The sequence below is a fragment of the Agromyces sp. GL_144 genome (genome assembly GCF_057834305.1).
This window is the reverse complement of the sequence record NZ_CM174399.1, coordinates 363,020-384,951: the sequence shown is the minus strand read 5'-3', so window position 1 is coordinate 384,951 and position 21,932 is coordinate 363,020. Positions and strand designations below refer to the sequence as shown.

Sequence of the window (21,932 nt, the reverse complement as noted above, 5' to 3'; positions counted from 1 at the left end):
AGGCTCTGGGATGGGACTCCGACACGAGCGGAGGGCGTGGGATTCGAACCCACGAGACATTTCTGCCCACTGGTTTTCAAGACCAGCTCCATCGGCCGCTCGGACAGCCCTCCTTGCCGCTTCGGGGCGATGGAACGTTGCTCCGGGGCGGACAGGCCACGATTCTAGCCGACTCGTGTCCCGTCAAGACTGGCAGCGAACCCTGTGAACGCCCTGATGCGCCCCCGTTCGGCAAGCGGATGCCGCGACGCGGGGCCCTCGCGCGCGACGATCGTCATCCGGGGTTGGCGCTCGAGCACCGAACCTCCTCGGCCGTCTGGCCGGTGACATCCGGAGGCAGCGCAGCACCGGTATCGGTGCCGGGATCGGTCGCGGCATCCGTCGCCGTCTCGCCCTCGGCTCCCTCAGCCGGATCAGCCGGATCAGCAGGATCACCCGGATCAGCAGGATCACCCGGATCGGCCGGCGCCCCCGCCTCGCCGGCATCCGTGCCGAACTCGGCCTCGGTCGTGGCGTTCGGGTCGATCACGAAGGGCTCGTCCGCCTGCAGCGCGGCGTTCACCGCGGGTGCGGAGTCCGACGGCACGACCGCGCTCGAGTCCTCGGTGTAGACGGTCGGGTACTGCACGAAGGCGATCTTCGACAGGTCGATGTCCTGCACCGCGCGGGCGATCGAGATGAGCGTCGCGGGGTTCTGCAGCGCACTCGACAGGCTCATGTTCGAGAGCGCGGCCTTCGCGATCGCGAAGAGCTTCACGGGATCGCCCAGCGTTCCCGACGATCGCAGCGTGCGCATGAGCGCCGAGAGGAACACCTGCTGGTTCGAGATGCGGCCGAGGTCGGAGCCGTCGCCGACGCCGTGTCGCGTGCGCAGGAACTGCAGGGCGGCCATGCCGGTTAGGGTGTGCATGCCGGGCTCGAGGTACGTGTCGGTGTACTCGTCGGAGATGGCCTCGGCGACGCAGACCTCGACGCCGCCCACGGCCTCGGCGAGCGCGGCGACGCCGTAGAACTCGACGATGCCGCCGACCGGAATGGTCACGCCGGTGAGCTGCTCGACCGTGGCGGCGACGCAGCCGAAGCCGCCGTACGAGAGCACGGTGTTGATCTTGACGGCCGAGAGGGCCGAGAGCGGCTCCCCCGTCGGGTCCGCCGGGTCGGGGCATTCGGGCACCGCGACGAGCATGTCGCGCGGGAAGCTCACGACCTCGACATGCGAGTGGTCCTGCGAGATGTGCACGAGCATGGTGACGTCGTTGAGGATCGCCGAGTCCTCTTCAGGGTCGCCGAACGCGCCGTCGAGCGGCCGCTTGTCGCTGCCGACGAGCAGGAAGTTCAGCCCGCCGTCCATGGCGCCGATGTCGGGCACTCCCTCGAGCATGCCCTCGTTGCCGAGCGTGAGCGTGGGGTTCGAGGCCGCGGTCGAGACGAGGTCCACCGCGGCGAAGGCACCCACCGCGAGTCCGCTCACGGCGACGATCGCGACGACGGATGCCGCGATCCGGCCACCCGAGATCCAGCCGCCGTGGCGCGGCATCCGCCCGTGTCTCGGGGGCGCCGGCACGGGATCGGCCACCGTGGGGAGGCCGGGCTCGGCCGAGGCATCCGACTCACCGGAACCAGGTCGTTCGTCGTCGTCGCCCACGGCACCCTCCCCCAACTGCCGAGTGTAACTCCGCGGGCAGGTGTTCCGCCGGAAGCCGGCCGCCGGAAGGCGCGGGTCAGGGCAGCGAGTCGAGCACGCCCGCGAGTCCGGCCTCGTCGATCGAGGCGGTGACCTCGGTCGCGGCCTGCTTGACCTCGTCGGGCGACTGGCCCATCGCGACGGCGCGCCCGGCCGCACCGGCCCACGTGAACATCTCGATGTCGTTGCGCCCGTCGCCGACGGCGATGACGCGGTTCAGCTCGTGCTCCTGCCAGCCGCGCACGCGCTCGAGCGCGGTCGCCTTGCTCACGCCGTCGGGGGCGATGTCGAGCCAGGCGGTCCAGCCGATGGCGTAGCTGACCTGGTGCAGGCCCATGCCCGCCACGATGCTCATGAACTCTTCGGTCTCGTGATCGGGCGAGACCACGACGACGCGCGTCGCGCTCGGCACGAAGAGGCCCTCGAACTCGACCTGGCTCGCGGAGTCGAGGTTCCAGGTGTCCATGCCGGCCGTGTAGAGGCGGTGGCCGTCTGGCAGCTCGACCATGAACCGCCCGTCGGGCAGGAACGAGCGGATGCGCTCGAGGGCGGCCGTCGGGTCGAAGGTCTCGATGTGCTCGCGCACGTATGCGGTGAAGGCCGCACCGCCCGAGACGGCACCGGATGCCGCGGGGTCGAGCTTCATCGTGACCGCGCCGTTGGCGCACACGACGTACTCGGGCCGCAGGTCGAGGTGGTCGAGCACGGGCGCGGTGCCCGCCCACGAACGGCCGGTGGCGATGGTCACCTCGTGACCGCGATCACGGGCGGATGCCACGGCCGAGACGACGACGGGGTCGATCGACTCGTCTTCGTGCATGATCGTGCCGTCGACGTCGAGCGCCACGAACCACGGGTCCTGCGTGACGTCGGCTCGAGGCATCCGCTCGCTCATCGGGTGACGGGCTCGAGCACCTCGAGGCCGCCGAGGTACCCGCGCAGCGCCTCTGGCACCACCACCGAGCCGTCGGCGCGCTGGTGCGTCTCGAGGATCGCGACGAGCCAGCGCGTGGTGGCGAGCGTGCCGTTGAGCGTTGCGACGGGCGCCGTCTTGCCCGACTCGGTGCGGTGCCGGATCTCGAGGCGGCGCGCCTGGTACGTCGTGCAGTTCGAGGTCGACGTGAGCTCGCGGTACGCGCCCTGCGTGGGCACCCACGCCTCGACGTCGTACTTGCGGGCCGCGCTCGATCCGAGGTCGCCGGCGGCCGTGTCGATGACGCGGTAGCTGAGCCCGAGGTCTTGGAGCATTCCCTCCTGCCAGGCGAGCAGGCGTTCGTGCTCGGCCTCGGCGTCGGCGGGGTCGATGTAGCTGAACATCTCGAGCTTGTTGAACTGGTGCACGCGGATGATGCCCCGAGTGTCCTTGCCCGCCGAACCGGCCTCGCGGCGGTAGCAGGTCGACCAGCCGGCGTAGCGGATGGGCCCGTTCGACACGTCGATGATCTCGTCGGCGTGGTAGCCGGCGAGGGCGACCTCGCTCGTGCCCGTGAGGTAGAGGTCGTCGGCGGGCAGGTGGTAGATCTCGTCGGCGTGCGCGCCGAGGAAGCCGGTGCCCTGCATGATCTCTGGCCGCACGAGCGTCGGCGTGATGAGCGGCGTGAAGCCGGCGCCGAGGGCGCGGTCGAGGCCCATGTTCATGAGGGCGATCTCGAGGCGCGCGCCGATGCCCTTGAGGTAGTGGAAGCGGGCGCCGGCGACCTTGGCGCCTCGCTGCATGTCGATGGCGTCGAGGAGCTCGCCGATCTCGAGGTGGTCGCGCGGCTCGAAGTCGAACGTCGGCCGTTCGCCCACCTCGCGGAGCAGCACGAAGTCGTCTTCGCCGCCCGCGGGCACGCCGTCGATGACGACGTTGCCGATGCGCCGCACGACCTCGGTGAACGCCTCTTCGGCGACGGATGCCTCGGCGCCGGCCTGCTTGACCCTCGCAGCCAGTTGCTGCGCCTCGGCGACGAGCGCGGCCTTCTCGTCTCTGGGCGCCTTCGCGACCCGCTTGCCGAACACGTTCTGCTCGGCCCGCAGCGCCTCGAACGCCGTGATGGCGTGGCGGCGGGCGGAATCGGCGGCGACGGCCTCGTCGACGAGGGCCGGAGACTCACCCCTGAGCTCCTGAGAATGCTTGATCAGGTCGGGGTTCTCGCGAAGCAGTACGGGGTCGATCACGCGTGCCAGTCTAGCCGCGGCCCTCCGATGGAATACCGTTGGCTCCGTGGCGAAGGCCGAGCAGCAGCACGAGCAGCACCAGACGACGCAAGCGGCGTCGACGCGCCCGCGCGTGGCCGTGATCTACAACCCCACCAAGCAGGGCGTCGACCAGCTCCGCCGGACGATCGAGAAGGTCGCGAAGCTGCAGGGCTTCGCGGACCCGATCTGGATCGAGACCGCGGCCGACGACCCGGGCAAGGGCATGGCCCTCGAGGCGCGGGAGGCACGCGTCGACCTCGTGATCGCGGCCGGCGGCGACGGCACCATCCGCTCGGTGGCGGCCGGCCTCCGCGACAGCGGCATCCCCGTGGGCATCGTCCCGATCGGCACGGGCAACCTCTTCGCCCGCAACCTCGACATCCCCGTGAACGACATGCAGGATGCCGCGGTGCTCGCGTTCTCGGGCATCGATCGGGCGGTCGACGTGGTCATCGCCGACATCACCCGACCGAACGGCGACACCGAGACCCACACCTCGCTCGTGATGTCGGGCATCGGCATCGACGCGACCATGATCTCGAGCACGAACCCCGACCTGAAGAAGCGCGTCGGCTGGCTCGCCTACGTCGACGCCGGCCTGCGCGCGCTGCCCGCGTCCAAGCCGTACCGCGCCTACTACCGAACGGATGCGGGGCGGTTGCACCGCTCGCGCGTCTCGAGCATCCTCGTCGCCAACCTCGGCTACCTCCCGGGCAACATCGAGCTGATCCCCGACGCGAGCCTCGACGACGGACGCCTCGACATGGTCGTGCTGCAGCCCCGCAACGTGCTCGGCTGGATCTTCATCTGGCGCAAGGTGACCTGGGAGAACCCGGTGCTGCGCAGGTCCGCCATCGGGCGCCAGATCATCGACCTCACGGGCGGCAGCCGTCGACGCGAGATCGTCTACTCGCGCGGCCGGTCGGTCGACATCGAGATCGGCGAGGGCGCCGAGGAGTTCGAGATCGACGGCGACGAGTTCGGCACCGTCGTCTCGGCCAGGTTCACGGTCGACCCCGCCGCGCTCATCGTGCGGGTGCCGTCCGACGGCTGACGCGGCTTCGAGCCCGGCGCCACCGCGAAGCACCACACGAACACGAGTGCCAGAGCGGATGCCGCGGCGACGACGCCGAGGATCTGGATCGCCGTCCAGCTGACCTGCATCCAGAGGAAGAGCTGTTCGGCTTCGACGTCGTAGGCGACCGAGCCGTCGGTGCCCGAGTGCAGGGCATTGAGGTCGGTCTGGATGTCGGCCTGCGCCGTCGTCGCCCACTGCAACATGCCGAGGGAGCCGACGGCCACGACGATCAGCGCGATCGTGGCCGGATGCCGGAACGGCGACGCGTACGCGCGCGGGTTCGCACGGGTCACGACGCCGACCTGCGCAACCCGGTGATCGCCCAGACGGCGAGCACGACGATCGTGCCGAGGGCGCCCGCCTGCACGAGGCCGGTGCTGAGGCTGATGACCATCTGCTGGATCATCGTGTCGCTCATCGTGAACTGCCCCGTCAGCGACATCTGGTTGCTCGTGGCGTTCCAGTAGAGCGCGGCCCCGACGACGACGAAGGCGATGCTCACGCCGAGCGCGATCCAGAACCGTGCCCGTGCCGGCAGGGAGTCCGTCGACGACTCGGGCTCGTCGTCGAATCTGGCGATGCGCATGCCCGGATCGGCATGCGCATCGGCCTCGGCATCGGCCTCGTCGGCGGTGAAGCCGATCTCGGCGAGCAGGTCGACGTGGTGCTGCTCATGCGAGGTCTGCGCCCGCGGGGGTCGCACGATCCGCTCGGGTGCGCGGGCCTCGGGCGCCGGTGCGGGCGCGGGCGCGACCGACGGGGCCGGCCGCTCGGGCCGTGCGGGCGCGGTGCGTGCAACCGGCGCCGATTCGAGGTGCGCCGCCGCCGCGGCATCCGGCACATACCCGCGCTGGAATCTGGGATCGAACCTCGGATCGATGCCCCGCGTGGCGTCCTTGCTCATCGCGCGTCCTCCGGTGTCATGGTGCGGGCGGCGCCCCTCGTGATCAGTCGGGCTCACCGCTGAGCAGGCCTCGCAACCAGTCCCGCGCCTCGATGAAGATCTCGTCATCGTACTTCGCGTGGTACTCGATCTCCTGCTTGTCGGCGCGCGGGTACGAGCCGAGGAAGATCACGTTCGGGCTCGTGCGGCGAAGGCCGAGCAGGGCGTCGGCGACGCGCTCGTCGGCGATGTGCCCGTCGAGGTCGACCACGAAGCGGTACCGGCCGAGCGCGTCGCCGATGGGCCGGGACTCGAGCAACGAGAGGTTCACGCCTCGCGTCGAGAACTGCTCGAGCATCGCGAGCAGGGCACCGGGCTCGTCGCTCGGCAGTTCGACGATGAGGCTCGTCTTGTCGGCGCCCGTGGGCTCGGGCAGCACGCGCGAGCGCGACACGAGCACGAAGCGCGTGACGGCGTTGGGGTTGTCGCCGAGGTCGCGGGCGAGCACCTCGACGTCGTAGTGATCGGTGATGCCCGGAGGTGCGACCGCGGCATCCGCCGTGCTGTCGGCCTCGAGCAGGGACGCAGCGGCCTGCACGTTGCTCGACGAGGGGATGTGCCCGTGCTCGGGGAGGTTGCGCTCGAGCCAGCCGCGCGACTGCGCGTAGGCGACCGGGTGCGCGTTGACGACGCGCACGTCCGCGAGCACGGTGCCCGGCCGTGCGACGAGCACGAAGTTCACGGGCACGAGCACTTCGCCGACGATGCGGAGGCCGGGCACCGTGGCGAGCGCGTCCTGCGTCGCGGAGACGCCGCCCTCGATCGAGTTCTCGATCGCGATCATCGCCGCGACCGAACGCCCGGTCGTGACATCCGCCAGCGCCTCGCCCACGTTGTTGACCGAGCGCCAGGTCTTGCCCGCGGCCTCCGGCACCTGCTTCAGGGCCGCCTCGGTGAAGGTGCCGGCCGGCCCGAGGTACGAGTAGGTCTCGTCGGGGCGTGTGGCATCCGTCATGCGCCAAGCCTAGCCACCCTCGTTCACTGCGGAATTCAGGAACATCCCGTGGTTATGCGGCGGGCGGTCTCGACGCTCCCGCGCGATTCGAGGCCACGCCGGCAGGGTGTTCCTGAATAATGGCGGGGGTGATCGACGCGGCGGTGGTCAATGGGCGGCGCACGGTGCCGACCGACGCCGAGCGGCTGGCCGCACTGCGCAGCATGAAGCGGCTCGCGACGAGCCTGCTCGTGGTCGCCGCGGCGGTCTTCGCGGTGTCGTTCGCCCTGCAGGACGAGTTCCCGTGGCTCGGCTACGTGCGCGCCGCGGCCGAGGGCGCGATGGTCGGCGCGATCGCCGACTGGTTCGCGGTGACGGCGTTGTTCCGGCACCCGCTCGGCATCCCGATTCCGCACACGGCGATCATCCCGACGCGCAAGGACGAGATCGGGGCGAGCCTCGGCGCGTTCGTCGAGCACGAGTTCCTCTCCGACGACGTCGTGCTCGGCAAGCTCCGCTCGATCGGCATCGCGCGGCGGCTCGGCGGCTGGCTCGCGACCCCGGCCAACGCGGAGCGGCTGACGGCCGAGGCATCCGTCGCCGGACGCGGCCTGCTCTCGCTGCTGGGCGACGACGACGTCGAGGACGTCATCGAGCGCCTCGCCCGCCGCCACCTCTTCGAGCCCGAGTGGGCGCCCTCGATCGGGCGCGTCGGCGCACGCCTCGTGGCCGCCGACCAGCAGCGCGCTGCGGTCGACGCCCTGCTCGAGAAGGCCGAGTCGTGGCTCCTCGCCCGCCCCGAGGCGTTCGGCAGCATGGTCTCCGATCGACTGCCGCGCTGGGTTCCGGGCTTCGTCGACCGCCTGGTCGACGACAAGGCGTCACGGGAGGTGCTCGCGTTCGTGCGTGCGGTGCGCGCCGACCCGAGGCATCCGCTGCGCGAGGCGATCGACCGCTACCTCGCCGACCTCGCGGACGCCCTGCAGCACGAGCCGAAGACCATCGCGCGCGTCGAGGCGCTCAAGGCGGAACTGCTCGCGAGCCCGCGACTGCGCGAGTTCGCCGGCGAGGCCTGGGCGAGCGTGAAGGAGACGCTCGAGGCGGCCCTCGCCGATCCCGAGAGCGACCTGCGCGCGAGCCTGCGCTCGGCCGTCGTCGAGGTCGGCGCCAGGCTCGTCGCCGACGAGGGGCTCGCCGACAAGGTCGACGCCTGGGTGACGGATGCCGCGGCCTACGTCATCCGCACCTACCGCCACGAGGTGGCCGGCGTGATCACCGAGACCGTCGAGCGGTGGGATGCCGCGGAGACGACGCGCAAGCTCGAGCTGCAGGTCGGGCGCGACCTGCAGTTCATCCGCATCAACGGCACCGTGGTGGGCGCGCTCGCGGGCCTCGCGATCTACGCCCTCGCGACCGGGCTGCACGCCCTCTTCTGATCGTCGACCCCGTGACGCGGGCGCCCCGCGCTGCCAGACTGGACGCATGCACGAACGCGCGGGAACCCCGGCCATCGAATCCGACCTCATCGACGTCGAGGCGCTCGTGAGGGCGTACTACGAGAAGGCACCGGATGCCTCGGTGCCGACGCAGCGCGTCGCGTTCGGCACCTCGGGGCATCGGGGCTCCTCGTTCTCGACGAGCTTCAACGAGCACCACATCCTCGCGATCACGCAGGCCATCGTGGAGTACCGCACGGCGCAGGGCATCACGGGGCCGCTGTTCATCGGCTCCGACACGCACGCGCTGAGCGCCCCGGCGCAGACCACCGCGCTCGACGTGCTCGTGGGCAACGGCGTGCGCGTGCTCGTCGACGAGTTCGACGACTTCGTGCCGACGCCGGCGCTCTCGCACGCGATCCTGTCGTGGAACAACGACCCGGCGAAGCGCGCCGAGGGCGAGGCCGACGGCATCGTCATCACGCCCTCGCACAACCCGCCGCAGGACGGCGGCTTCAAGTACAATCCGCCGCACGGCGGGCCGGCCGACTCCGACGCGACGGGCTGGATCGCGAACCGCGCCAACGAGCTCATCGCCGACGGGCTGCGCGAGGTCAAGCAGGCCGAGCCGAGCGCCGTCGAGACCTACGACTTCCGCACGGCCTACGTCGCCGACCTCGCGAACATCATCGACGTCGATGCCATCAAGCGCAGCGGCATCAGGATCGGCGCCGACCCGCTGGGCGGGGCATCCGTCAACTACTGGGCCGCGATCCGCGACGCATACGGGCTCGACCTCACGGTCGTCAACGAACGCGTCGACCCGGCCTGGTCGTTCATGACGCTCGACTGGGACGGCAAGATCCGCATGGACCCGTCGTCGCCGAGCGCCATGGCGTCGGTGCTCTCGCACTCGGGCTACGACATCCTCACGGGCAACGACGCCGACGCCGACCGGCACGGCATCGTCACCCCCGACGGCGGCCTGATGAACCCGAACCACTACCTCGCGGTCGCGATCGAGTACCTGTTCGCGCACCGCCCCGAATGGCGAGCGGATGCCGCGATCGGCAAGACCCTCGTCTCGAGTTCGATGATCGACCGGGTCGCCGCGGCGCTCGGCCGCCGCCTCTGGGAGGTGCCGGTCGGCTTCAAGTGGTTCGTGCCCGGCCTCGTCGACGGGTCGGTCGGCTTCGGCGGCGAGGAGAGCGCGGGCGCGTCGTTCCTGCGCTTCGACGGCACCGTGTGGACCACCGACAAGGACGGCATCCTGCTCTGCCTGCTCGCCTCCGAGATCCGTGCCGTCACCGGCCGCTCGCCGTCGGAGCTCTACGCCGACCTCGTCGAGCGCTTCGGCGACCCGGCCTACGAGCGCAAGGACGCCGCGGCCACGCCGGCGCAGAAGGCGGCCCTCGGCAAGCTCACGGGCGACGCGATCGCCGCGACCGAGCTCGCCGGCGAGCCGATCACGGCGAAGCTCTCGCATGCGCCGGGCAACGACGCGGCCATCGGCGGCGTCAAGCTCGAGACGGCCGACGCCTGGTTCGCAGCCCGCCCGAGCGGCACCGAAGACGTCTACAAGATCTACGCCGAGTCGTTCAAGGGCGCCGAGCACCTGGCGCAGGTGCAGGAGGAGGCCAAGCGCGTCGTCGACGAGGCGCTCGGCGACTGAGGCTTCGCCCCCTGCAGAATTCAGGACACCTGCTCAGCGCTGACTGGAATCACGCGGAACTCGCGCGACCTGTCCACCCATAACCACCAGATGTTCCTGAATTCTGCAGACCCGGCTCAGTGGATCGAGAAGTACGTGACGTACCCGCCGCCCGAGGCGAGGGCCTGGTCGACGTCCCAGTAGTCGATGTCCTTCGTGTGGCCGCCGACCCAGACCTTGGTTCCGGCGTCGGTGCGCTCCACGCGCGTGACGACGGCCGTGTGGTCGCGGTCGCCGGAGGAGTCCCAGTCGAACTGGGCGATGTCGCCGACCTTGACCTGGTCGCGCTGCGAGTCGTCGAGCGCGATCGCACGGTCGGGCCGGCCCAGGAGGTAGTCGCGGAGCGCGGTCGAGCTCGACCAGCTCGAGCTCATCGTGCCGTTGGACGCGTCGAAGAACCATCCGGCGTCCATGGCCCATCCGCGGGCGATGAGCGACTGGCTCGCGAAGTTCGCGCAGTCGACGCCGCTGAACACGGGGTACTGGGCCGAGTTGTAGCTGCTCCAGTAGGTGGCGACGTAGGCGAGCTGGGCGTCGATGCCGGGGTCGCTCGTGTAGGTGAGCGTGAGGGGTGCCGCGGGCTTCTCGCCGAGCGGTGCGATGGCGGCTGACGCGGCCGAGCTCGCCGGCGCGGCGTCCTGCGCGGCCGCGGTCGCGGTCACGGGCGCCGAGATCAGCGAGGCCACGGTCGAGACCGGCGCCTCGGTCGTGACGACCTCGACGGGGTCACCGTCGGCGGCGGTCATCGTCACGTCGACGGCGGCGCCCTGCGCGGCCTCGGTGACGGCCGGCACCTGGAAGGTGATCTCGGTGTCGTCGGCCGAGACGATCGTCGCCGGAGTGGAGCCGACCGTGACGGAGGCCACCTCGTCGAGCGCGCGGCCCTTCACGGTCACCTGGGTTCCGCCGGTGAACGGCGCGGCCTCGGTCGAGAGCCGGCTCGTGATCGCGGGTCCGGCCTCGGCCACGACCGGCGCGATCGAATCGAGCGCCGCCGAATCGGACGCATCCCCCGCGGTCGCCGCCTCGATCGTCGCCGTGCTCGCCGGGGTCAGGTCGTCCGTCGTCGCCTGCGCGATCGAACCCGACGTCTCCGCATCGGCCGGGACGATCGCGCCGAACGCGCTGAGCCCGATGAACGCCATCGCCGATCCGAGGGCGGCCGTGCGGCGCATCGAGGCTCCGGCCCCCTTGCCCGAGCCCTTGCCGGCCGCCGCGCGACGATTGCGCACGCGCTCGGCCCGGTGACGCGGGTGCTGCGAGCCGCCGCGCGTGGCTGCAGTGGCGTCCTCATCCGCCGTGCCGGCGTCATCATCCGTGGCGTCCTCATCGGCCGTGCCGGCGTCATCCGCTTCGGGTTCTGCGGATGCCGCGGGCACGGCCTGCTCGATCGCCTCGACCTCGATCGTCTCGACCACGACGACCTCGACCGCGTCGGCCGCTTCGGCCGTCGACGGGGCGTCGACCGTCACCTCGGGCGCGACATCGCCGTCGGACCGCTTCGAGCGCGCCTTGCGGCGACGCTTCGAGGGTTCGTGGTCGGGGTCGGTTTCGAGTGCGGGCGCCTGGAAGGTGGCGCGGCGAAGGACGGGGAGATCGGAGGGAGAGAGCAAACCGGAAGTTTCATGTCGGCGTAAAGGGGGACCCCCAGCCCAACACGCCAGTTTGTGAGGATCCCTCTTGAACGCTGGGAGACCTATGAGAGCGCGTTCACGCAGATTCCACGCGGGGTCTCACCAGGAGCCGCAGCCCGGCGACGGCGAGCGGCACCAGCACGAGCAGGGCAACCGCATTCACGCCGGCGAATCCGAACGCGCCGAGCACGACGCCGGAGAGCGCGGCCGAGATCGCGGCCGCGAGGTTCATCGCGGCATCCGTCGCCCCCTGCAGGGGCACTCGCAGGTGCGAGTCGACGGCCGTCGTCACGAGCGTCGACCCGCCGATCATGCCGGCCGACCAGCCGAGCCCGAGGAGTCCGAGCGCGAGCGGCACGAGCAGCATGTCGTCGCCTGGCGCGAGGATGCCGATCACGGCGGCGACGACGAGGATCGCGGCGCCCATGAGGATCACCCGCACGGATCCGATGCGGTCGACGAGCCAGCCCATGAGCGGGCTCGCGCCGTACATGCCGAGGATGTGGATGCTGATCACGAGACCGACGAGGCTCAGCGAGAGCCCGTGCTCGGTCATGTGCACGGGCGTCATGACCATGACGCCGACCATGACCGTGTGCGAGCAGACGATCGCGAGGATCGCGAACAGCGCCCGCGGCTGCTTCACGGCGAGGCGCAGGGCCATCAGCGAGCCGACGGATGCCGCGGGCGCACCGGTGTCAGCAGCCGAGTCGGTCGCCAGCACGCCGGCCCGCGGCATCCGGAGCAGGGTCGCGACCAGCAGCGTGGAGATCGCGAACGCGATCGCGGAGAACACGAACGGGCCGACGAGATGCGGCAGGCCGAGGGCGGTGCCGACCCGATCACCGGACTCCGACAGGAGCGGGCCGGCCACCGACCCGATGGTCGTCGCCCAGAGCACGAGCGACATCGAGCGCGCCTCGAACCCGGGCGCGGCGACCTCGGTCGCGGCGAACCGCGCCTGCAGTCCGGCGGCCGAGCCCGCACCGAACGCCGCGAGCCCGAGGAACACGAGCGGCGCCCAACCGCTCGTCGCCGCCGCGATCACGAGGATCGCGCCGACGACGGCGAGGCCGTATCCGACGGCGAGGGCGACGTGACGCCCTGAGCGCACCGCCAGCTTCGCCAGCGGGATCGCCACGATCGCGGCTCCCAGCACGCTCGAGGACTGGGCGAGGCCGCCCATGGCGACGACGCCCGTGAGGTCCGCGACGAGGATCGCCGCGAGCGCCAGGCCCGACGCCACGCCGACCCCGGCGAGCAGCTGGTTGACGATGAGGATGCCCAGCGCCAGGCCGCGACGAGGCTCGCGCGCGGGACGACGACTCGCCGCGCGCATCTACTGCGTGCCGAGCGGCACGCTCGGAAGCCCGAAGAACTCCTCGAGCGTCGTGAACCCGGTGTCGTGCATCTCGGTCGCGAGCTCGACGCCGATGTAGCGGTAGTGCCAGGCCTCGTGCGGGTAGCCCGTGACGTCGACCTTGTCGGCCGGGTAGCGCAGCAGGAACCCGAAGCGGTAGGCGTTCGCGCGCAGCCACTCGCCCTCTGGACTCGTCTCGAGGCACTCGAACGTGCAGCCGTTCTCGGCGCCGATGTCGATGCCGAGCCCGGTCTGGTGCTCGCTCGCGCCGGGCGGCGCGGTGGTGGGATCGCTGCCGTCGCCGTAGAGGTCGACCTGGGTCGAGTAGCTGCGGAACGCGCTGTTGGAGGCGAGGTGCAGCCCGGCCTCGTCGGCGGCGGCCTGGAACATCGCGACGACGGCGTCGGACGCCTCTTGACGCATGAGCGGCTCCCACGTGTGGGCGACGGGCACGTCGACGAGGTCGTCGGGCTCGTAGTCCTGAGGGTTCAGCGGGCGGAGCTTGTTGACGACGACCCAGATGCTCGCGGGGTCGTCGATGGAGCGCGCCGACCTGTCGAACGTGTCGACCGCCGCCGGGGCACCGGAGTCCGTCGGCTCGGGTCGCGGCGGAACGGTCGCGGCGCCCTCTGCGGATGCGCCGGCGCCGGGCGTCGCGCTGCCGGATGCCGCGGGGTCGGCCGCACCCGCGCCGGCCGCACCACTCACCGCGCCGACCACGATCGCCGCGACCGCGACGAGCACCAGGCTCAGCCCTCCGGCCACCTTGAGGCGCCGGCGCTGCACGCCCTCGGAGAGGGGTTCGGGCTCGTCTGCTGGCACTCGTCGAGTCTACGCGGCGGCACTGCGCCGACCCTGAGCATCTCCCTCGATGATCACGCTTGGGTAACGAACGGCTCGAATGAGAGCGCTCTCTTGACATTCGTGAGAGCGCTCTCGTAGAGTCATGGCTGCATCGTGAGAGCGCTCTCACCACGGCTTCGGCTCGGGCTTCCGGCTCCGGCGGGAACTCGGGGATGGCGTGTCCTCACGTGACCATTCCGATTCCCAACACACGCACACAAAGGAGTGACCGTGAAGCTTTCACGACGCACCAGGGCGATCGCGGCCGTCGCCGGCGCAGCATCCATCGCCATCATCGCCGCAGGTTGCGCGCCCTCGTCCGACTCGGGCTCGAGCGACGACCCGATCGAACTGACGGTCGCCACGTTCAACGACTTCGGCTACACCGATGAGCTCCTCCAGGAGTACATGGACGCCAACCCGAACGTGAAGGTCGTGCAGAACGTCGCGGCGACCTCGAACGACGCGCGCGCCAACTACTTCCAGAAGCTCGGCAAGAAGGGCCTCGCCGACGTCGAGGCCATCGAGGTCGACTGGCTGCCCGAGGTCATGCAGTACTCCGACCTGCTCGCTCCCGTCTCCGACGACCTGAAGGACCGCTGGCTCGACTGGAAGACCGACGCCGCGACCGACGCCGACGGCAACCTCATCGGCTACGGCACCGACATCGGCCCCGAGGGCGTCTGCTACCGCTCCGACCTGTTCGCCGAGGCCGGCCTGCCGACCGACCGCGCAGAGGTCGCCGCGCTGCTCGACGGCGACTGGGACAAGTACTTCGAGGTCGGCGCCCAGTACACCAAGGCGACCGGACACGCGTTCTTCGACTCGGCCGGCGGCACCTACCAGGGCATGGTCAACCAGGTCGAGGCCGCGTACGAGGACCCCGACTCGGGCGACATCATCGCGACCGACAACGCCGAGGTCTCCGACCTCTACAACCAGGTGCTCGACGCCAGCGCCACGCAGTCGGCCCACCTCGGCCAGTGGAGCGACGACTGGTTCGCCGGTCTCTCGAACGGCGCGTTCGCGACCATGCTGTGCCCGGGCTGGATGCTCGGCGTCATCTCGGGCAACGCCCCCGACGTCACCGGCTGGGACATCGCGGACACCTTCCCGAACGGCGGCGGCAACTGGGGCGGTTCGTACCTGACCGTTCCCGCCAACGGCGCGCACGTGGAGGAGGCGCAGAAGCTCGCCGACTGGCTGACCGCTCCCGAGCAGCAGATCAAGGCGTTCGCGAACGCGGGCACCTTCCCGAGCCAGAACGACGCGTACAGCGACTCCACCCTCACCGGTGCGACGAACGAGTACTTCAACAACGCGCCGACCGGTGAGATCCTCACGAACCGGGCCAACGCCGTGACGGTGGCCCCCTTCAAGGGCGAGTTCTACTTCCAGATCAACGACGCGATGCAGCAGGCCCTGACGCGCGTCGAAGACGGCACGCAGGACAAGGCGACCTCGTGGGACCAGTGGGTCTCCGAAGTCAACGCGATCGGCTGACCTGAGCTGACGCACCACGTGGCGGGTCGGGCACGTCCCGGCCCGCCACGCACTCTCCCAGCCACGCACTCTCCCAGCCACGCACTCGCACCGATCCAGAACCGAAGGAACGACCGTGACCTCGACCCAGACGGCGAAGCCGGCCGCCGCGAGCCGCCCCGAGCAGCCACGGCCCGACCGACCGCGCACCCCCCGCCGCATCGCCTTCGGGCACAAGCTCAGCCGGTGGGACCTCAAGCTCTCCCCCTACCTCTACATCTCCCCGTTCTTCATCCTCTTCGCGGTCACCGGGCTGTTCCCGATCGCGTACACCGCGGTCATCTCCTTCATGGACTGGGACCTGGTGCGCAACAGCGGCACGTTCATCGGCTTCGACCAGTACGCCTACATCCTCGGCCAGCCGAAGTTCTGGATCGCCCTCCGCAACACGTTCAGCATCTTCCTGCTCTCGAGCGTCCCCCAGCTGATCCTCGCGATCTTCATCGCGACGATGCTCGACCAGAACATCCGCGCGAAGACCTTCTGGCGCATGGGCGTGCTCGTGCCCTATGTCATGGCCCCCGTCGCCGTCGCGCTCATCTTCAGCAACCTGTTCGGCGACAAGTACGGCCTCATCAACACCCTGCTCGGCAACGTCGGCATCCCCGCCATCCAATGGCACAGCAACGCCTTCGCGAGCCACATGGCCATCGCGACCATGGTCAACTTCCGCTGGACCGGGTACAACACCCTCATCCTCCTGGCCGCGATGCAGGCCATCCCGCGCGACTACTACGAGGCCGCCGCGATCGACGGGGCCAACAAGTTCCGCCAGTTCACCTCGATCACCGTGCCGAGCCTGCGCCCGACCCTCATCTTCGTGATCATCACCTCCACCATCGGCGGCCTGCAGATCTTCGACGAGCCCCGCATGTACGACCAGTACGGCACGGGCGGCGCCAACTCGCAGTGGCTGACGATCACGCTGTACCTCTACGACATCGGCTGGGGGCAATGGAACTTCGGCCGAGCCGCGGCGCTCGCCTGGATCCTGTTCCTCATCATCCTCGCCATCGGCGTGCTCAACCTGCTCGTGACCGGCCGGCTCGTACGCAACGAGGGCAGCCGCGACGGGCTCTCCCGGCGAGCCCGACGTGCGGCGGCCGCGGCCGCCCGACACGAGATCGAGCACCGCCACGAGAGCCCCACGAACGCGGCATCCACCGCCGACAAGACCACGGAGGCAGCCCGATGACCGCCACGCAGCCCACGAGCCTCGACACGGTCGCCTCGGTGACCGCGAACGCGAAGGACCCGAAGCGCCGCCTGCGCTCGCGCCCCGTGCGCGGATCCCGCCCGGGCTGGTTCGTCTACTCGGCCCTCGCGATCGTGCTCGCCTCGGCGATCTTCCCGTTCTACTGGTCGCTGCTCATCGGATCCGGCGACGCCGGCACGATCCGCGACCCGAACATGTCGTGGCTGCCCGGCGGCAACTTCATCGAGAACGCCCTGACGGTCGTCAACGACCCAGCCGTGAACTTCTGGCGGGCGCTCTGGAACTCGATCTTCAGCTCGGCGATCATCGCGCTGTCGGTCGTGTTCTTCTCGACGCTGGCCGGCTGGGCGTTCGCCAAGCTCAAGTTCCGCGGCGGCAAGTGGCTGCTCGTCTTCGTCGTGGCCACCATGGCCGTGCCGATGCAGCTCGGCGTGGTGCCGCTCTACATCCTGTTCGCCGACCTCGGCTGGACCGGCAACATCGGCGCCATCATCATCCCGGCGCTCGTCACCGCGTTCGGCGTGTTCTGGATGACGCAGTACATCCAGCAGTCGGTGCCCGACGAGCTCCTCGAGGCCGCCAGGGTCGACGGTGCCAACTCGTTCCGCACCTTCCTGACCGTCGGCCTCCCGGCCGCGCGTCCGGCCGCGGCGATGCTCGGCCTGTTCACGTTCGTCTCGGCCTGGAACAACTTCTTCTGGCCGTTCATCGTGCTCGACCGGAGCGACCCGACCCTGCCCGTCGCGCTCTCGCTCCTGCAGTCGAACCACTTCGTCGACTACTCGATCGTGCTCGCCGGCGTGCTGCTGTCGACCATCCCCCTGCTCATCCTCTTCTTCTTCGCGGGCAAGCAGCTCGTGAGCGGCATCATGGCTGGAGCCGTGAAGGGATGACCATCGAACTCCGAGAGGACACCACAGCTGTGAACCACGCTGCAGCAGCCCGCCCGTTCCCCGCCGACTTCCTGTTCGGCGCGGCGACCGCCGCCTACCAGATCGAGGGCGCCGCCCACGAGGACGGCCGCACCGACTCCATCTGGGATGCCTTCAGCCGCGTTCCCGGGGCGGTCATCGACGCCGACAACGGCGACGTCGCCTGCGACCACTACCACCGCTACGCCGACGACGTCGCGCTCATGCAGCGCATCGGCCTGCAGACCTACCGGTTCTCGACGTCATGGGCGCGCGTGCGGCCCGACGGCGGCCAGGTCAACGCCAAGGGCATCGACTTCTACTCGCGACTCGTCGACGAGCTGCAGGGCGCCGGCATCAAGCCGTGGCTCACGCTCTACCACTGGGATCTTCCGCAGGCGCTCGAGGAGAAGGGCGGCTGGGCGAATCGCGACACCGCCGAGCTCTTCCGCGACTACGCGCTATCGGTGCACGACGCCCTCGGCGACCGCGTCGACGTGTGGACCACGCTCAACGAGCCGTGGTGCTCGTCGTTCCTCAGCTACACGGCGGGTGCCCACGCCCCCGGCCGGCAGAGCGTGGCCGACGGCATCGCGGCAGGGCACCACCTCCTGCTCGCCCACGGCCTCGCCGTGCAGGCGCTGCGCGAGCGCGACCCCGAACTGCAGCTCGGCATCACGCTGAACCTCGCTCCGGTGCACGCGGTCGACCCGACCGACCCGGCCGACGTCGACGCGGCCCGCCGCATCGACGGTCAGTTCAACCGGTTCTTCCTCGACCCGATCTTCCGCGGCGAGTACGCCGAAGACCTCGTCGCCGACCTCGGGCCGCTCGGGCTCGACGCGGTCGTGCAGCCCGGCGACCTCGAGGTCATCTCGACCCCGATCGACACGCTCGGCGTGAACTACTACCACGGCGAGTACGTCAGCGCACATGCGCCCGAGCAGGTGCGCGAGGGCACGGCGCCGACCGACCGCGCGACGAGCTCGCCGTTCCCCGCGGCCGAGAACGTGCACTGGCACCCGCAGGACCTCCCGATCACCGCGATGGACTGGGAGGTCGAACCCGACGGCCTGCGCGAACTGCTCGTGCGCGTGCACGAGGAGTACACGGATGCCGCGGGCGTGCGCCTGTACGTGACCGAGAACGGTGCCGCGTACGACGACGAGCTCACGGCCGACGGCGAGGTCCACGACGCCGAGCGGGCCGAGTTCCTGCGCGGCCACCTCGGCGCCATCCTCGACGCGGTCGACGAGGGCGTGCCCGTGCACGGGTACTTCTACTGGTCGCTCATGGACAACTACGAGTGGGCCTGGGGCTACGACAAGCGCTTCGGCCTCGTGCGCGTCGACTACGACACGCAGGAACGCACGGTGAAGGACAGCGGCCACGCGTACTCCGAGATCATCGGGTCGAGGTCGCTTCCCGCGAGCTGATCCGGTCGCCGGTGCGGGATCCGGGTCCGGATCCCGCACCGGCGACGAGCAATAGACTGACCGAATGCAGGGGGGTGACGACATCAAGACGCGACCCGCCGTGCCGACCCTCGAAGAGGTCGCACGCGAAGCCAACGTCTCGCGTGCAACCGTGAGCCGTGTCGTCAACGGCTCCCCCAAGGTGCGACCAGATGTCGTGACGGTCGTCAACGCGGCCATCGCGAAGCTCAACTACGTGCCCAACCGCGCCGCGCGCTCGCTCGCGAGCCGCACGTCGGGTGCGATCGCCCTGATCGTGCCCGAAGACACGGCGTTCTTCTTCGGCGACCCGTACTTCGCGGCGATCGTGCAGGGCATCACCCGCCGGCTCGACGAGAGCGACTACCTGCTCAACCTGCTCGTCGCCTCGACCGATCCCGGTCACAAGACCGTGCGGTACCTGCGCTCGGGCGTCGTCGACGGCGCCCTCGTCGTCTCGCACCACGAGGGCGACGACTTCCAGCACGAGGCCGACCTGCTGCTCCCGCTCGTCTACGGCGGCCGCCCGTCGCAACCGGGCGACCACTTCTTCATCGACGTCGACAACGTCGAAGGCGGCTCGATCGGCACGCAGCACCTCATCGACGTGGGTCGTCGACGCATCGGCACCGTGACCGGACCCCTCGACATGCCCGCGAGCGTCGACCGGCTCGACGGCTTCCGCCGCGCCATGATGGCGGCCGACCTGCCCACCGACGCCGTCGAGACCGCGGACTTCACGGCGGCCGGCGCCGTCGCCGCCACTCGCCGCCTGCTCGACCGGGTGCCCGACCTCGACGGCGTCTTCGTCGCGAGCGACATCATGGCCACCGGGGTCGTCTCCGTGCTGCGCGAGCGCGGGCGATCGGTGCCCGACGACGTCGCCGTCGTCGGATTCGACGACAGCCCGGCCGCGGTCTCGGCGGCCATTCCGCTGACGACGGTGCACCAGCCCTCCGAGCAGATGGGCTTCGAGATGGCCGACCTGCTGCTGCGCCACCTCGCCGGCGAGAGCGTGCCGCAGCGCAACATCCTGCCGACGCACCTCGTGCGGCGCGCCTCGGCCTGAGTCCAGCTCAGCGCTTCGGCGGGCTCTCCAGGTCGACGGCGTGCATCGAGCCCGTCGTCGTCGGCTCGATCGGCGATCCCGCGAGGCGGGCCGCCCGATGAGCGACCTCGTCGATCTCGTCGGCCCCGTCGACCCGGTCGACCTCCGATTCGGACGCGCCGCTCGCGACATCCGCTCGCTGCTCGGCCTCGTTCAGGTCCCGCGCCTCGTCCAGATCCGCGGCGACGCCGATCTGCGCGACGGCGAGGGCCTCGGCCGCACTCGCGTCGGCCTCCTCCTGCATCGCCGAGACCTGTCGCAGCGGCAGCGCCGGCACGAACCAGGCGACGATGAAGGCGAGCACCGAGATGATGAGTCCGAGCCAGTAGACCGACACCGTCGCGTCGTTGAACCCGACGAGGAACGGCTCCGCCAGCCGCGGGTCGGCGCCGACGAGGAACGAGCTGTCGGTGTCCAGCGCGGATCCGATCGCCGCCGGATCCTGCGACGACAGCAGCGCCAGGATGTCGGCATTGGCCGGGTCGGCCTGCACGGCCGGATCCTGCATCGCCTCGGTCATCGGCCCGATGAGGTCGGGGTCGCTGAACGCGGCCGTGAGCGTGTCGGCGAGCCTCGAGAAGAGCAACGAGAAGAACACCGCGGTGCCGAGCGTGCCACCGATCTGGCGGAAGAACGTCGACGCACTCGTCGCGACGCCCGTGTCGCGGGCCGTCACCGCGTTCTGGCTGGCGATCGTGAGCGTCTGCATGAGCTGGCCGAGGCCGAGGCCGACGATGGCCATGCCGACCATGATCCACCAGATGTCCTTGTCGGCGGTGAGGTACGTGAGCCAGTAGTAGCCGAGCGCCAGGAACGCGGTTCCGAGGATCGGGAACATGCGGTACCGGCCCGTGCGCGCGATGATCTGGCCGCTGCCGATCGAGGAGACCATGAGGCCGAGGATCATCGGGAGCATCAGCAGCCCGCTCTCGGCGGGCGTCGCGCCCTCGACGAGCTGCAGGTAGAGCGGGATCGTCATCATCGCGCCGAACATCGCGAATCCGACGAGCAGTCCGAGCCCCGCGACCACCGAGAACGTGGGGATGCGGAACAGCTTCATCGGCAGCAGGGCGTCCTGGCCCATGCGCATCTCGACGAGGATGAACGCGATGATGCCGATCACGCCGACCACGTAGCATCCGATCGCCCCTGCTGAGCCCCAGCCCCACTCGCTGCCCTGCTCGGCGACGAGCAGCAGCGGCACGAGGGCCACGATCACGAACGTCGCGCCCCACCAGTCGATGCGCACCTTGCGGTCGGAGTGGAACCTCGGCACGTGCAGGTAGCGGATGACCATGAACAGCGCGAGCACGCCCACCGGCAGGTTCACGAGGAAGACCCATCGCCAGCCGGCGACGTAGAGGATCTCCTCGGTGCCCGAGAGCAGACCGCCGATGAGCGGGCCGATCACGCTCGAGATGCCGAAGACGGCGAGGAAGTAGCCCTGGTACTTCGCGCGTTCGCGTGGCGCGAGGATGTCGCCCATGATCGCGAGCGGCAGCGCCATGAGGCCGCCGGCGCCGATGCCCTGGATGGCCCGGAACACCGCGAGCTCGTACATCGAGGTCGACATGCCGGAGAGCAACGAGCCCAGCAGGAAGATCGCGATCGCGATGATGAACAGCGGGCGCCGGCCGAACAGGTCGCTCAGCTTGCCGTAGATCGGCGTCGTGATCGTCGCGGTGATGAGGTACGCCGTCGTCACCCACGCCTGCAGCTCGAGGCCGCCGAGGTCGTCGGCGATCGTGCGCATCGACGTGCCCACGATGGTCTGGTCGAGCGCCGACAGGAACATGGCGGACATGAGCCCGAAGATCACCAGCAGGATCTGCCGGTGCGTCATGAGCGGGGCCGGTGCGTGTGGTGCATCCGCGTCCGCGTTCGCGTTCTGCGTGTT

The 21,932-nt window shown here is 70.2% G+C and carries 17 protein-coding genes and 1 tRNA gene; 8 read left to right on the top strand and 10 right to left on the bottom strand.

Going from position 1 to position 21,932, the window contains the following annotated elements:
• Nucleotides 1-28 precede the first annotated feature (28 nt).
• The 4 genes from AC3IPY_RS01660 to serS all read right to left on the bottom strand — a co-directional run bounded on the left by AC3IPY_RS01660 (nt 29) and on the right by serS (nt 3,844).
• A tRNA-Ser gene (locus tag AC3IPY_RS01660) sits at nt 29-113 on the bottom strand.
• Nucleotides 114-274: 161 nt separating this feature from the next.
• Entirely contained in the window at nt 275-1,660 is a 1,386-nt protein-coding gene (locus AC3IPY_RS01655; protein WP_489186255.1) for an LCP family protein, read from the bottom strand.
• 61 nt (nt 1,661-1,721) lie between these two features.
• Nucleotides 1,722-2,567 carry an HAD family hydrolase gene (locus AC3IPY_RS01650; protein ID WP_489186254.1) on the bottom strand — a complete coding sequence of 282 codons (846 nt, stop codon included), beginning with the start codon at nt 2,565-2,567 and terminating at the stop codon, nt 1,722-1,724.
• A gap of 8 nt (nt 2,568-2,575) precedes the next feature.
• Entirely contained in the window at nt 2,576-3,844 is a 1,269-nt protein-coding gene (gene serS / locus AC3IPY_RS01645) for a serine--tRNA ligase (RefSeq protein WP_489186253.1), read from the bottom strand.
• A 46-nt stretch (nt 3,845-3,890) separates the two neighbouring features.
• On the opposite strand from serS, the gene AC3IPY_RS01640 reads away from it, so the two are divergent.
• Nucleotides 3,891-4,919 (top strand): diacylglycerol/lipid kinase family protein, encoded by a 1,029-nt coding sequence (locus tag AC3IPY_RS01640; protein WP_489186252.1) that lies wholly within the window; start codon nt 3,891-3,893, stop codon nt 4,917-4,919.
• Nucleotides 4,920-5,232: 313 nt separating this feature from the next.
• Here AC3IPY_RS01640 and AC3IPY_RS01635 read toward each other — a convergent pair whose 3' ends face one another.
• Both AC3IPY_RS01635 and pheA read right to left on the bottom strand, forming a co-directional pair.
• A complete protein-coding gene (locus AC3IPY_RS01635; protein WP_489186251.1) occupies nt 5,233-5,847 on the bottom strand; it encodes a hypothetical protein in 615 nt (204 codons plus the stop codon).
• A 43-nt stretch (nt 5,848-5,890) separates the two neighbouring features.
• On the bottom strand, nt 5,891-6,841 hold the full coding sequence (pheA, locus tag AC3IPY_RS01630; protein ID WP_489186250.1) for a prephenate dehydratase: 951 nt from the start codon (nt 6,839-6,841) through the stop codon (nt 5,891-5,893).
• A 119-nt stretch (nt 6,842-6,960) separates the two neighbouring features.
• Between pheA and AC3IPY_RS01625 the strand changes: the two genes are divergently transcribed.
• Entirely contained in the window at nt 6,961-8,256 is a 1,296-nt protein-coding gene (locus tag AC3IPY_RS01625; RefSeq protein WP_489186249.1) for a DUF445 domain-containing protein, read from the top strand.
• Nucleotides 8,257-8,302: 46 nt separating this feature from the next.
• Nucleotides 8,303-9,928: a phosphoglucomutase (alpha-D-glucose-1,6-bisphosphate-dependent) gene (gene pgm / locus AC3IPY_RS01620; protein WP_489186248.1), complete on the top strand. Its 1,626-nt coding sequence runs from the start codon at nt 8,303-8,305 to the stop codon at nt 9,926-9,928.
• Between the two features lie 116 nt (nt 9,929-10,044).
• Here the strand turns inward: pgm and AC3IPY_RS01615 are convergent, their stop codons facing one another.
• From AC3IPY_RS01615 to AC3IPY_RS01605, 3 genes are all read right to left on the bottom strand, one after another.
• Nucleotides 10,045-11,580, bottom strand: coding sequence for an amidase domain-containing protein (locus AC3IPY_RS01615; protein WP_489186247.1), 1,536 nt, complete (start codon nt 11,578-11,580; stop codon nt 10,045-10,047).
• A gap of 97 nt (nt 11,581-11,677) precedes the next feature.
• Entirely contained in the window at nt 11,678-12,940 is a 1,263-nt protein-coding gene (locus AC3IPY_RS01610; RefSeq protein WP_489186246.1) for an MFS transporter, read from the bottom strand.
• A complete protein-coding gene (locus tag AC3IPY_RS01605) occupies nt 12,941-13,783 on the bottom strand; it encodes a M15 family metallopeptidase (RefSeq protein WP_489186245.1) in 843 nt (280 codons plus the stop codon).
• 252 nt (nt 13,784-14,035) lie between these two features.
• Here AC3IPY_RS01605 and AC3IPY_RS01600 point away from each other — a divergent pair, with 252 nt between their 5' ends.
• The 5 genes from AC3IPY_RS01600 to AC3IPY_RS01580 all read left to right on the top strand — a co-directional run bounded on the left by AC3IPY_RS01600 (nt 14,036) and on the right by AC3IPY_RS01580 (nt 19,996).
• The gene (locus AC3IPY_RS01600) at nt 14,036-15,307 is read left to right on the top strand and encodes an ABC transporter substrate-binding protein (protein ID WP_489186244.1); all 1,272 of its coding nucleotides are present in this window, start codon (nt 14,036-14,038) and stop codon (nt 15,305-15,307) included.
• 115 nt (nt 15,308-15,422) lie between these two features.
• Nucleotides 15,423-16,541 carry a carbohydrate ABC transporter permease gene (locus AC3IPY_RS01595; RefSeq protein ID WP_489186243.1) on the top strand — a complete coding sequence of 373 codons (1,119 nt, stop codon included), beginning with the start codon at nt 15,423-15,425 and terminating at the stop codon, nt 16,539-16,541.
• Nucleotides 16,538-17,455: a carbohydrate ABC transporter permease gene (locus tag AC3IPY_RS01590; protein ID WP_489186242.1), complete on the top strand. Its 918-nt coding sequence runs from the start codon at nt 16,538-16,540 to the stop codon at nt 17,453-17,455. The genes AC3IPY_RS01595 and AC3IPY_RS01590 overlap by 4 nt, the downstream gene beginning before the upstream one ends.
• A complete protein-coding gene (locus tag AC3IPY_RS01585) occupies nt 17,452-18,909 on the top strand; it encodes a GH1 family beta-glucosidase (RefSeq protein ID WP_489186241.1) in 1,458 nt (485 codons plus the stop codon). The genes AC3IPY_RS01590 and AC3IPY_RS01585 overlap by 4 nt, the downstream gene beginning before the upstream one ends.
• A 64-nt stretch (nt 18,910-18,973) precedes the next feature.
• Nucleotides 18,974-19,996: a LacI family DNA-binding transcriptional regulator gene (locus AC3IPY_RS01580; RefSeq protein ID WP_489186240.1), complete on the top strand. Its 1,023-nt coding sequence runs from the start codon at nt 18,974-18,976 to the stop codon at nt 19,994-19,996.
• 7 nt (nt 19,997-20,003) lie between these two features.
• Here the strand turns inward: AC3IPY_RS01580 and AC3IPY_RS01575 are convergent, their stop codons facing one another.
• Nucleotides 20,004-21,878 carry an MDR family MFS transporter gene (locus tag AC3IPY_RS01575; RefSeq protein ID WP_489188404.1) on the bottom strand — a complete coding sequence of 625 codons (1,875 nt, stop codon included), beginning with the start codon at nt 21,876-21,878 and terminating at the stop codon, nt 20,004-20,006.
• Nucleotides 21,879-21,932 lie beyond the last annotated feature (54 nt).